Genomic DNA, 12775 nt, shown 5'->3' on the forward strand with positions numbered 1-12775 from the left:
CAAGCAATGCAGCGCTTAGTTTTAATAAATAATGATGTAATAAATTCTGTCCTTGTGAAATGTTATTTCGGCTAAACCGGACTTGAGAAGAGTATTATTGATGCAAAACCCTTCTGTTGTGCTCCCTGGGACCACATTATTTTTTTGCAGAATGAATTTTTAAACAGCATCATTTATTTTTTTACAAATTTACAATTAATGTTGGAGATTGCAAAATACTCTATTATACAGACTGCTGTGAGTACAGTTATAAGCTCCAAAAATCTCTTCCCTATTTTTTATCCAAACCAATCAAAAAGATCATTTTGTTTTAGCGCAGCCTTTTGTTTTTTATCTAAATCATTAATAATCAACCCCTCGCTCATTTGTATTATTCGTGTACCAAAGTTATAGGCATCTTTTAAATTATGGGTGATTAGGATTGCGGTGAGTTTAAAATCAACAATCAGTTTATCAGCCGTTCGCATCACTACTTCCGCCGATCGCGGGTCGAGTGCGGCGGTGGGTTCATCCAGCAGCAAAACCTTGCAGCTGTCCATTACGCTCATCAAAAGCGTTAAGGCCTGGCGCTGCCCGCCGGAGAGTGTTCCCATCGGTTGCTCAATCTTATTCTCCAGCCCCATACCCAGCGTGGCAATTTTGTCCTCTACTTCCCGCTTAAAGTTGTCATTAATGCCTATAGAAAGTCCTTTGTGTTTGGTGCGGATAGCTGCCAGTCGGAAATTATCCAAAATACTCAGATCGGATGCTGTGCCGCTCGTTGGGCTTTGAAACACGCGGGCTATCCACTGGCTGCGTTTATAGTCAGCAAGCCTGGTTACATCATTATCATCAATGCTGATAGTCCCCTTATCTGGTATAACACTGCCTGCAACCAAATTTAACAGCGTTGTTTTACCAGAGCCGTTTGCACCCACGATCACCAAAAATTCTTCCTTTTTAATATGCAGGCTGATGCCATTAACCGCGTTTACCTGGTTAGCCTTGCCTTTATTGAAAACCTTATGTACATCGTTTATAGCTATCATGAGGCTTTATTGAATGATAAACGGGGCAAACTAACTATCAGCAATACAAAAGCGGCGGTAACCAGTTTAAGCAGGTTTGGATCGACCCCTATAGCCAATGTAAAGGCCAGCACCAGTTGAAATATTACCGCGCCGGTAAGCACTAAAATTAAACTAAGCCAAACTTTGGTAATAAGGAACCAGTTGATCAATGTTTCACCAATAATCACCGAACCTAACCCTACGATCACTATGCCAATACCCATACTGATATCGGCGAAGCCCTGGAACTGCACTATCAGGTAACCGCTAAGCGCCGTTAGCGCATTGGCAAGCGCCAGGCCGGTTATTTTCATCCTGTCCGTATTTACACCTAAGGCCCGGATCATGGATTCGCTGTTGCCGGTTGCCCGCATGGCTATGCCAAAATCGGTTTTGAGGAGGTAGCCGATAAGGAAAGTAACAACCACAACAAAAACAGAAATAATGACAAGTGTATTCTGATTGGGGTCGGTTAACAGGTGCAGGCTATTAAACAATGAGGACAGATCACTTACCGGCAGATTTGATCTGCCTAAAATAATCAGGTTTACAGAGTAAAGCCCCGTCATCACCAGGATACCGGCCAGCAGGGCATTTATTTTAAGTTTGGTATGAATAAGCCCGGTTAAGGCACCTGCCAAAGCCCCGGCAACAATAACCACGGGCAAAATAACCCAGGTAGACTGATGATGGGTAAGCATAATACCAGTAACCGATCCACCCAGCGTATAACTACCGTCTGTAGTAATATCGGGGATATTGAATATCTTCATGGAGATATAGATCCCCAGCGCTATAGCCGAATAGCACAATCCCTGTAATAAGGCGGTGAGGTAAAAATCCATATTTGGAGCTGAAAGCTTAATGCGTAAAGCCGAAAGCTAAATTATTGTAAATTGTTTATTTTACTGCCTCAAAGTTCGAGGGGATTGTAATATTGTACTTTTTGGCGGCGGCAGGATTATAAACCCGCTTCCTCACCTTTACCATTTCCCACTTTAAACCATCTGTTTTATGCGTTTTTAAATATTGCGCCGCCTGCACACCTGCCTGGTACCCCCATTGGTAAATATCGGCGCCGAAAGCGGCAACCGCACCACGCTGTACCAAACCGGCCTCGCTGGTAAATATGGGTACATTTTTTTCGTTACAACTTTTTAATATGGTCTCGAACGATGCAAACACTGTATTATCCGGGTTGGCGAAAAAAGCATCTATGTTTTTACTTAACAGGCTTTGCGTAACCAGTTGCGCATCGGCAGATGTATTTACCGGCAGGGCTACAATGGTAACGTTTTGCCTGGCAGCCAATGATTTAATGCGATTAAGCGCATCTGCCGATTGTGGTTCGGCCTGGTTATAAATCATCCCAACCACAAGCTTTGCTCCTTTTGGTTTCAGTAATTTAGGGATGATAGAAAATGAAGTATCAATATAGTTTAGCTCCTCCAAAGCGCCAAACAGATTGGCCGGGGCTTTACCGGTAGCGTCCAACACTTTCATCCGGTCGGGCACGGGCGAAACCATGGCAAACACCGGAATAGTTTTTGTGTTTTGCAGCGCAGATACAGTAGACAAAGTGGTACTTGTGGCCAAAAGATCAACCTTTTCGGATATAAAATAATTCACAATTTGAGTAAGCGTTGGGATATTGCCCTGCGCGTTGCGGTATTCTATTTGTACCGTTTTCTTTTCTTCACTAAGGCCGTTCTTTTTTAAGGCATCGGTAAAGCCGGTACGGGCCTGGGATATGGTGGCATCCTCAAAAGCATCAATAAAACCAACAACAGGTACATCAACAGCCCTGGGTTTTGGCTTACACGATACCATTAAAATCAATAAAAACGCGGCGGGGAGATATTTGAAAAACTTCATGGTACTAAGTTATATATTTGTGAGGGAAGCCCCACCCAACCCTCCCCGGAAGGGGGGCCTTAAATTAACATAAAATTATAAAAATTATTTAAAGTCTCCCCTTCCGGACGAGATTTAGAGAGCGCTCAACTCCTCCACCAGCCCTGCCTGCGCGGCGTTAATCTTAACCTTGGCTTCCTCCACACTAAACCACTCGCCCCGATCAATTTCTGGAAATGCCTGGGTTTTACCCGACTTAGGCGGCCATTCCATTTCAAAAAGATTGCTTTTGATATTATCCTGATCAATATCACCCGCAACTGCCCATGCATGTACTATTTTGCCGCTTTTTAGTTTGATGGAATTTAGGGCGATGAAATCACCATCTATATGCTGGCCTGTTTCCTCAAAAAATTCGCGCCTGGCGGCTTCCAGCGGATCTTCTCCATCTTCATACTCTCCTTTGGGGATAGACCAGGCGCCATCATCCTTATTTTTCCAGAACGGGCCGCCGGGATGTACCAGGAAAACCTGCAGTACATCGTTCAGTTTACGGTAAAGAAGCACTCCGGCACTATGTTTGGGCATAATATCAATTTATAACTTACAAAAAACAGGTTGATGACGCGCTTCCGGCCTTTTGCAATAAGCTTTTGCTTTTTATATACAAGCGTAACGTAATATTGTTATTTTTATATCGAACCAAATCCTTTAAAATAATTCAAAACATGGCAGACAAGAAATGGAGTAAATTTAAAGTTACTGCGGATTTTGATACAGATGTACGCAGTATTTACGAGGCCTGGGCCACTCCTGCCGGCCTGGAAAGCTGGTTTTTACGCAAGGCTGACTTTTACGCTATTGCCGGCCGACAACGTGATCCCGAAGAGTTTATAAAAAAGGAAGATACCTATTCCTGGTATTGGCATGGCTTTGATGATACAACTGTTGAGAATGGCCAGGTGCTGGAGAATAATGGCTCGGACCTGCTTAAATTTACCTTTACGGGTGGTAGTATAGTTACCGTTGATATCCAAAATAAATATGGGCTTACCATTGTTGAGTTAACCCAGGAAAACATCCCCGAAGAAAACGATCTGTCAAAAAACCTATATGTGCAGTGCCAGATAGGCTGGACATTTTACCTGGCCAACCTCAAATCGATAATCGAGAACGGCAAAGACCTCCGCAACAAACGCAAGGATGTGGCCAGCAATTTCAAATAAATTCATTTTAAGCTGACATATTAAACCCACAATATTTTTAGCTTTGGCACTATTCGGCTCCCCCTTTAGGGGGCTGGGGGTTTATGTTTACAGGTATTATAGAAACATTAGGAAAAATAACCGATCTGCAACAGGATCAGGGTAATTTACATATCACGGTTGAATCGGTAATTGCGCACGAGCTGAAGATCGATCAGTCTGTTGCTCATAACGGGGTATGCTTAACGGTAATAGCTGTTTCTGATGGCCTGCACGTAGTTACAGCTATTGATGAAACTTTGAGCAAAACAAACCTCGCCCACCTGAAAGTTGGCGAACCGGTGAACCTGGAACGCTGCATGCAAATGAATGCCCGGCTTGATGGTCATATTGTACAAGGCCATGTGGATCAAACCGCTGTATGCACCGCTTTTAAAGAGCACGATGGCAGCTGGGAATACACATTTGAATATGATGCAGCCAGCGGGAATGTCACTGTGGAAAAAGGATCTATTTGCGTAAACGGTATCAGTTTAACCGTGGTAAACTCCAGGGCCAAYGGTTTTTCGGTGGCCATTATACCTTATACTTTTGAGCATACCAACCTGCACAATGTGCGCGAAGGATCGGTAGTTAACCTTGAATTTGATATTATTGGCAAATACGTAGCCCGGTTAATGAACCGCTAACGCGAAAGCTCAGTAGCCCTTGCCTGTGCATAAACTACGTACTTTTGCTGCTTTGCCGGAACCTTGCAGCCCGTAAATTTTTTATAATACTTTACAGCAAGCTTCTTGTTTTTAAGCGACCCATCATACACGGTTGCCAGCAGGTAGTAAATAATAGGTTTTTCTTCAAACTGCAGGGCTTTCTGGTAAGCCGATATCGCCGCTTTGTATTTTTTCTTTATATCATAACTATCGGCCATCTCGGCATAATAATCACTGATATTGGGTGAAATGCCCGCCTCAATGGCTTTACCCAGGTTTTCAATGGCCAATAGCTGGTCCTTCAACGCTTTGTAGGCCAGCGCGGCTATGTAATAGCTTGTTTCTGATTGGTTGACCTCTGGGATACCGGCAAAGGTTTCTACACTACAAGCATACTCCTTTAAATTATAATAGGCAGATTCCAGTTTGGTTAACACATAGCCCGATTGCGCGCCTAACGCAATCAGTTTTAAACAGGTGGTCTTTGCTTCGGCGTATTTATTTTCTGCCGAGGTAAGTTTAAGCAGGCTTTGAAGTAAAACAATATTATCAGGATCCTGGGCAATAGCAGCGTTCAGCACCTTATCGGCCAACTCTATCTTTTTTAGGCTTACGTACATATCACTCAGGTCTGATGCCACATCCGCTTCCGCGGGGTTTATCCTGTTTGCCTTTTGCAGGTAAGTCACCATCGCTATATAGTCGCCTTTATCCATGGCTATTTTGCCTAATTGCTTAAACACCAAAAAATTGGAGGTATCTTTTTCACTCAATATCTTATAATACATTTCGGCCTTTACATTATTCCCCCTGCGCAGGTTGATTGAGCCCAGGCTATATAAAACCGCATTGTTTGTTGAATCAATATTATACATCCGTTGGTAATAGCCTTCCGCATCGGGCAGCTTACCTGCCATTTGCGATGTATAGGCCAGCTTGCTCAAAACTTTTATATCGGTTACCGGTTCGGGATATGTTTTTTTGAGCAGATCAGCGGCCTCGGCAAAGCGCTGGTTCTGATAGTAATCCAACAGCAAAGCATCATTTGCAGCACCTGTTTGCTGGGCAACGGCAGTTTTTACCAGGCATATCAAAAAGGAGATAATTAATATATTTCTCATAGCAACTAATGCATTAGTTATTTTCAAACTAAATTATTAGTTATAAATGAAATATCCAAATGCTAAACAATTTTTATTATTTGGAGTTAACTAAATATAATTAAAATTAAAAAACACAACACTATGGATAAGTTAAAGAAATTCGGACTGATGGAGAAAATTGTCCATGAATTAGAGGATTTGAAGAATAGTCAACAGGCCATTATCACCAAGCTTGCCAAGATTGAGGTTGACAATATAGAGTTAGGCGATAAGCGGCTGGAAAAAGACCTTCCCGACATGCACCAGCGCGTAGCCGATAACCTGGACACCATTGCGAGCATCCTGCAGGATTTTGCTACCCAGACTGACACCTTTAGCGACGCGAACAATATAGCAGCATTAAAGGAACAGGAGGCAATGGGTAAACTGTAGAAATTTGTTACGACATAAAAAAGGCGCCTTGAATTGAGGCGCTTTTTATGTGATTATTTCTTTGGTCCAAACAGGCGCTCATTATTTATTTCCCCGCGACCTTTTCTGCTTCTTTCCTCCTGTTACGGTTATATTTATTTATTGCCTTTACATAATTTTTGTGCTGGATATTTTGCAACGCATCAATATCATTTCCAACCATCTGTTTTAAGTTTTCCTCTGTGCATTTCACTATGGGGCCATCATCGTGCAGCTGGATTCCAACTATTGTTCCTTCGTCAAAACCACGATCAGTTTCGAAACTTAAATACGCGTATACGTTGATACTGCCCGATAAAACCTTAAACATCCAGCAACTATCTTTGGCTATTCCTTTATAGAGTTTTTCGCGCGGAGTATTTACAGGCGCCCTCAAATCAACGATCAGGGGACTACTACGTTCGATACTTATTGTTTGATTGGGGTATATCCTTTGGTTTCGGTTTGTATCACCTTTTGGCAGGCTCTTATCTACATATAACAAATAATGTTTATGCGTGCTTTTATCAATTAGTATTGTTGAGGTTACTTCTTTCCGGCTGCTATCCGCCATTATTACAAAAAACTTATATTTAAGGTTGCCATCTGAATGCATCCTGGCCATCATACTCATTTGCATCTGCGTGCTCATCTGCATTTGCGCCTGCATAGCATTTCTTGCTCCCATATTCTGGGCTGAAGATATTTTCCCCGCCAAAACAATTAAAAAGATCAGAAGATATTTACGAAACGGTTTCATTATGATTATTTAGGTAGGCTAATATATAATTTTGAAAAGCATATAACGCATACCGTTTATATAAATATCAAGAAAATAGTGAAGCTTTAATACTAACTGCGATGCCTCCGGCCCGGGCTAACCGCTGCACAGGCCTTATTCACAGGCCGGTATCTGCTTTTATCCCTATCGCAATCGCCTGAATAAAATTTACAGAATTTTAGAATAGACAGAATGCGTGATAATTTCAGCTGAAAGCTCAGGCCATGGTTCACCACGAGGTAAAACCTCGCGGCAGCTAAAGAGGGTAAATTTTGATTAACTTAAGCGGTATTTTCCACTCACCCACTCACAACTCACCTCTACTGATACTGTATATAAATCGGGCTCGGCTTTAGGGCTAACACTTCCGTCGGGGTCAGCATCCTGTGCGGTACATTTTTGATATCGTTTTTATAAAACAACTTGAATCCTGTAAACTGTACCGGTTCGCCTGCTACATAGTATTTATAGGTGCCTTTTTTTAACTCGGGGCCACCCCAGCCATCCATATCCATTACAAACTGTACATCGTTGCGTAATTTTATATCCTTGTAATTGGTAACCATACGTTTGGTAAAGCGGTGTACCACAAATATTTTAGGAGGAAGGTTATATTTTTTAACAAGCGAACTTAAGTATCCCGATACATAATTGATATCATCTGCATCAAACGTACCAATGCGTTTGCCTGGAACACTCCCCTCTTTCATCGAAAATTCAGGGTCGATGCCGAAATGGACATTGGGCATTTTAAGATATTTTTCTAACAGCGGTAACTCCGTTTGTACTGTGCTAAACCCAACCTGGATATCTAAAAACACCAAAGCATTCATGCTTTTTGCCATGTCTATCACTTTATCTATCTGACTAAAGGGCATCCTCTGGTTATGCAGGCCATTCCTGCCGGCATCGGCCTGTGCGGTTACACAAATGTAATGCAGAGCAGGTATCACAGGGGTAAGTGTATCGGCTTTTTCCCAGTTTTTACATTCGGCCTTTAATTTAGCCATCATAACCTTAGGCTCAAACTCGCCTAATACACCCATATTTTTGGAATACATATTGCCGTAAAATGCCACAACACGGTTGAAAGGCAAAATAGCACCCGCCAGCGGTACAGGCACCTTTTTAACCGGCCATTTACCGGTTTTATCGCCATTGGCCAAATACCGCATCAGCGAATCGTACCGCATGGTATCAATTGTAGCAACGGTTTTCACCGTAGTGTCCTTTTTGCCTTTGCCGGTAATATTTGCAGCGTAAACTTTATTGAATGATCCTGATAACGCAGCCGTGACTGCTAAAAATGTAAATACTGCTTTAATGCTTCTCATTTATAAAGTTAAGTGCTGTATATTATTCAATACTCTTGCCACGCATTGCTGTGCTGATCGCCTGGTCCATCAGCCGCTCGGCAAACGGGCGGGTGTATTCGTTTATTTCATCTATATTTTTCAGGATGAGGTCCTTATCGCCAGTCGCAATAGCAGCTTTTAATGCCGCTAAGTGCTTGTTGGTTTGTTCGGTCTCCTCTGCCGATACATAGCTGCCGTTCTTTTGCAAAAACCGCTCCACAGTGTAAAACATTTGCTCGCCTTCAGTGCGGGCTTCTATCAGCATGCGCTCACTTACATCCTCTTTAGCGTGGGTAATGCTATCCATCAACATTTGCTCAACCTGCTCATCGGTAATGCCGTAGGTTGGCTTTACTTCCACCTCCTGCTTTACGCCCGAGCGCAGTTCTATTGCCTGTATGGTCAATATTCCATCAGCATTCAGCAAAAAGTTGATGTCCACCTTTGGGAAACCTGCCGGCATGCTGGGGATACCCTTCAGGTTAAACTCCGCCAGTTTACGATTTTCCCTGATCAGGTCGCGTTCACCCTGGTAAACGGCTATCTTCATGTTTACCTGCCCATCTATAGAGGTGGTATACTGCCTGCCGCCTTTGGTTGGCACTTTGCTGTTACGCGGGATAATTACATCCATCAAACCGCCCATGGTTTCTATACCAAGAGAAAGTGGGGTAACATCCAGCAATAAAATATCTTTACGGTTCCCGGCCAAAATATCGGCCTGTATGGCAGCACCTAATGCAACCACTTCATCGGGGTTTAGCTCATCATGTACCGGGCGACCAAAAAACTCCGCCACCATCTTTTTAACCAAAGCCGTGCGGGTTGATCCGCCAACCATCACCACTTCATCAATATCGCCGATAGTTAGCTTAGCATCCTTCAGCGCATTTTGGCAGCTGGTAATGGTTTGCTGCACCTTAGGCATAATCAGTTGCTCAAATGTGTTCCTGTCCAGCGTACACCAGATCTCTCCTATCTTTTCGTTGAACAGGCTTTGATGAGCAAATGCTTTCTTGGCTTCTTYGGCTTTAAGGCGCAGTTGCTGGGCAAGTTCACTATTGGCTATTACCTCGGCTTTGTTAAGGTTATTTTTTTCTATCCAGTAATCAACAATGATCCTGTCGAAATCGTCACCTCCTAAAAATGTATCGCCATTGGTTGCCAATACTTCAAAAATACCGCTTTGGATCTGCAGGACAGATACATCAAAGGTACCTCCGCCCAGGTCATAAACAGCTATGGTTTTTGTTTCTTCGAGATCAAGACCGATCCCATATGCCAAACTTGCAGCTGTTGGCTCGTTTACAATGCGTAAAACGTCAAGTCCGGCCAGTTTGCCTGCATCGCGGGTAGCCTGGCGTTGCGAATCGTTAAAATAAGCCGGCACAGTGATTACCGCGCGGTTTACGGGCGTTTTAAGGGCATGCTCTGCGCGGGTTTTCAGTTCTTTTAATATCAGGGCCGATAGTTCTATCGGTGTATAAAACTTGTCGCCAACCTTTATCTTAACCAGGCTTTCGRTATCATCATCAATAACCTTGTACGAGAAAAAATCTTTATAATTCGCAATATCGTGATAACTACGCCCCAGCAATCGCTTTACCGAAAAAACAGTATTCTGCGGATCGGTAATTAAGTATTCTTTAGCCTCGTTACCTACCAGCACATCGCCGGTTGGGCCAAAATGCACAACGGAGGGTACCAAAACGCCTTTACCTGTATCGTTTATTACATGCGGTTGCTTATCCGGGTTGATGAACGCCACCAGTGAGTTAGTGGTACCCAAATCAATCCCTACAATAATATCTTCCTTTTGTATAGAACCCGTTGCCAGGTTGATTGAAACTTTAGCCATTACTTTTACTTAACAAACCGCAAATGTACTTAGTTTTGGCCGATGCAGTGTCTTTTCAATGTGTAATTATTAAAATCAGGAAAACAGGCGTATTGTCAGAATCAGAATTTCCAGAATTAGAGAATTTCCAGAATTTATTTCAACAGAAAGGATTCTGTTAATTTAAAAATTCTGTAAATTCTGATTCAGACAATTACGCCAGCGCTTCTGCGACTTTCGCTTTACGTTCAAAAATCCATAACATGACCAGTAAAATAAATCCGATAGCAAAGAAACCATCAAGCACCAGGGCCGAATCGCGCATTTCGCCTGTCCATCCTTCTACAAAACCAAAAGTGAATAAGCCCACTACTATAGACAGCTTTTCGGTAACATCATAAAAGCTAAAATACGAAGCCGTATCCGGAATGTTTGGTGGGATRTATTTAGAGTAGGTTGAACGTGACAACGACTGTACGCCCCCCATAACCAGGCCAACAAAAACGGCCGCAACATAAAACTGGTTTGCGTTGGCAATAAAGTAAACACATGCGCATATTACACACCACATGGCCACTATAACCGATAAGGCCTTAACATTTCCATATTTTTCTGACGCTTTGGCGGTTATAGCGGCTCCAATTATAGCAACTACCTGGATAACCAGGATTATACCTATCAATGCGTCATCGGGCATTTTAAGCTCTTTGGCAGCAAAATTGGCTGCCACCAGCAAAATGGTTTGCACACCTACCGAATAAAAGAAGAATGCGGGTAAAAAACGTTTTAATAAGGGAAGTTGTTTAACCTTTTTGAAAACCTTAGCCAGTTCTTTAAAGCCGCCGGTAAACACATTATACTCATGCGAGCCTGCGTTTGGCACACCTTTGGGCAGCAGGTAAAACGGGATAAGCGAAAAGCCTATCCACCATAATGCCACGATGAGGAATGATAACCGGGCCGAGAAATCTTCGGTTATGCCTAACCATTTGTGCCCCAATACAAATACAAAACAAAGTATTTGCACTACAATACTCCCGACAAAACCATATATGAAACCCTTGGCGCTTACGGCATCTTGCTTATCAACCGTGGCTATCTGGGGCAGGTAGGAATTATAAAACACAAAACCACCACAATATCCAACAGAGGCCAGCCCGAAACAGATCATACCGAACTCAAAGGTTTCCATCTTAAAAAAAAACAAACCGAAACAGGCAAGCGTACCCAGCCAGGTAAAAAGCTGCATGTACAATTTTTTATGGCCCTTGTAGTCGGCAATAGAGGTTAGTATGGGCAATAAAACTACAATAATAAGGTAAGATAGGCCAAGTATGTAAGTTGACAGTACAGTATTTACATACCGGTGGCCAAAAAAAGATACCATCCCTCCGGGATTTTTATCCTGCGTAATACCCACATAATAAGCCGGGAATATGGTAGATATGATCACCATGTTATACGATTGGTTGGCCCAATCGAACATAGCCCATGCCCAGATAGTTTTTTTATCGTTTTTTTCTTTCATGAAGTTGATTGATTGGATGAATGGCTGGTAATTTTTCTGAACCGGAATTTTTGAAATTAAAGAATTAACAGAATTCAGAAAAGAGACGATAGCTTTTAATTACCATCTTCAAATTTTCAAATCAGCTAATTTTCAAATTAACACAACCATTCACCACAAAAATTACTTAATCCCGTAATGATCGTTCATTAGTTTCACGAATATAGGGCCTGGTAAAATGGCTTTAAGTGTAGGCACTATAGTTTGCCCGATTGCACCAACCAAATAACTATGAGCGGGTTTTGATTTGGCCACTATCTTACAGATCTGCGCGGCCAGTTTAGCCGGACTTGCGCCTATGCTTTCGTCCTTTTCCATTGCGGCTACAGCAGCGTCAAATTCTTTCTTAAGCTGATCGTTTTTCAGGGTGAAAGGCAGCTTTTCGCGGTTGCCGGTAAAATCGGTCTTGAAATCGCCGGGGTTTACTACAGATACTTTAACACCCATATTTTGCAATTCCATGCGCAAACTTTCAGAGTATCCTTCAATAGCGAATTTAGATGCGCTGTATAAACCCTGGTATGGCAAACCAAACAGGCCGGCCAAGGAACCGATGTTGATCACTAATCCTTGTTTCTTTTCTATCATCCCCGGTAAAACGGCGCTGCTTACCCGTACCACACCAAAAAAGTTAACCTCAAATTGTTTTTTTGCAGCATCAACAGGCATGGCATAAAGCGGGCCTGTGATACCATTACCTGCATTGTTTACCAGTACATCTATCTTGCCTTCGGCTTTAATAATAGTTGCAATAGCCGTGTTTACAGATGCATCATCGGTAACATCCATTTGCAGCGGGTTAAATAATACGCCGGATATGCGTTTAATATCGCGCGTTGTACCATAAACCGTGTGCCCCTCGGC

The 12775-nt window shown here is 42.7% G+C and carries 13 protein-coding genes; 3 read left to right on the top strand and 10 right to left on the bottom strand.

The genetic code is table 11. The features are described 5' to 3' along the window. Window positions 1-278: 278 nt before the first annotated feature. From AC1DPZ_RS13625 to AC1DPZ_RS13640, 4 genes are all read right to left on the bottom strand, one after another. Window positions 279-1028, bottom strand: a complete 750-nt coding sequence (locus AC1DPZ_RS13625; protein WP_477404197.1) for an ABC transporter ATP-binding protein — start codon at window positions 1026-1028, stop codon at window positions 279-281. Then, window positions 1025-1894: an ABC transporter permease gene (locus AC1DPZ_RS13630; protein ID WP_477404199.1), complete on the bottom strand. Its 870-nt coding sequence runs from the start codon at window positions 1892-1894 to the stop codon at window positions 1025-1027. Before AC1DPZ_RS13630 ends, AC1DPZ_RS13625 begins: the two co-directional genes overlap by 4 nt. Window positions 1895-1949: 55 nt before the next feature. Next, window positions 1950-2924: an ABC transporter substrate-binding protein gene (locus AC1DPZ_RS13635; protein ID WP_477404201.1), complete on the bottom strand. Its 975-nt coding sequence runs from the start codon at window positions 2922-2924 to the stop codon at window positions 1950-1952. A gap of 114 nt (window positions 2925-3038) precedes the next feature. Further along, window positions 3039-3491 carry an NUDIX hydrolase gene (locus tag AC1DPZ_RS13640; protein ID WP_477404203.1) on the bottom strand — a complete coding sequence of 151 codons (453 nt, stop codon included), beginning with the start codon at window positions 3489-3491 and terminating at the stop codon, window positions 3039-3041. A 140-nt stretch (window positions 3492-3631) separates the two neighbouring features. On the opposite strand from AC1DPZ_RS13640, the gene AC1DPZ_RS13645 reads away from it, so the two are divergent. Both AC1DPZ_RS13645 and AC1DPZ_RS13650 read left to right on the top strand, forming a co-directional pair. Next, window positions 3632-4129 (top strand): SRPBCC family protein, encoded by a 498-nt coding sequence (locus AC1DPZ_RS13645; protein ID WP_477404205.1) that lies wholly within the window; start codon window positions 3632-3634, stop codon window positions 4127-4129. Between the two features lie 83 nt (window positions 4130-4212). Next, window positions 4213-4797, top strand: coding sequence for a riboflavin synthase (locus tag AC1DPZ_RS13650; RefSeq protein WP_477404207.1), 585 nt, complete (start codon window positions 4213-4215; stop codon window positions 4795-4797). Here AC1DPZ_RS13650 and AC1DPZ_RS13655 read toward each other — a convergent pair. Then, window positions 4794-5939, bottom strand: coding sequence for a tetratricopeptide repeat protein (locus tag AC1DPZ_RS13655; protein ID WP_477404209.1), 1146 nt, complete (start codon window positions 5937-5939; stop codon window positions 4794-4796). The genes AC1DPZ_RS13650 and AC1DPZ_RS13655 overlap by 4 nt on opposite strands. Before the next feature lie 123 nt (window positions 5940-6062). Between AC1DPZ_RS13655 and AC1DPZ_RS13660 the strand changes: the two genes are divergently transcribed. Further along, entirely contained in the window at window positions 6063-6353 is a 291-nt protein-coding gene (locus AC1DPZ_RS13660; RefSeq protein WP_477404211.1) for a hypothetical protein, read from the top strand. Window positions 6354-6438: 85 nt separating this feature from the next. Here AC1DPZ_RS13660 and AC1DPZ_RS13665 read toward each other — a convergent pair whose 3' ends face one another. From AC1DPZ_RS13665 to AC1DPZ_RS13685, 5 genes are all read right to left on the bottom strand, one after another. Continuing rightward, entirely contained in the window at window positions 6439-7131 is a 693-nt protein-coding gene (locus tag AC1DPZ_RS13665) for a hypothetical protein (RefSeq protein ID WP_477404213.1), read from the bottom strand. 341 nt (window positions 7132-7472) lie between these two features. Next, complete coding sequence (locus AC1DPZ_RS13670; protein ID WP_477404215.1) at window positions 7473-8486, bottom strand: hypothetical protein; 1014 nt, start codon at window positions 8484-8486, stop codon at window positions 7473-7475. A 22-nt stretch (window positions 8487-8508) separates the two neighbouring features. Further along, window positions 8509-10365, bottom strand: coding sequence for a Fe-S protein assembly chaperone HscA (hscA, locus tag AC1DPZ_RS13675; RefSeq protein WP_477404217.1), 1857 nt, complete (start codon window positions 10363-10365; stop codon window positions 8509-8511). 193 nt (window positions 10366-10558) lie between these two features. Then, window positions 10559-11872: an MFS transporter gene (locus AC1DPZ_RS13680; RefSeq protein ID WP_477404219.1), complete on the bottom strand. Its 1314-nt coding sequence runs from the start codon at window positions 11870-11872 to the stop codon at window positions 10559-10561. A gap of 162 nt (window positions 11873-12034) precedes the next feature. Next, on the bottom strand, window positions 12035-12775 hold a 741-nt coding region (locus AC1DPZ_RS13685; RefSeq protein WP_477404221.1), incomplete at its 5' end, for an SDR family oxidoreductase.

Source organism: Mucilaginibacter sp. P4_G9 (assembly GCF_056400985.1).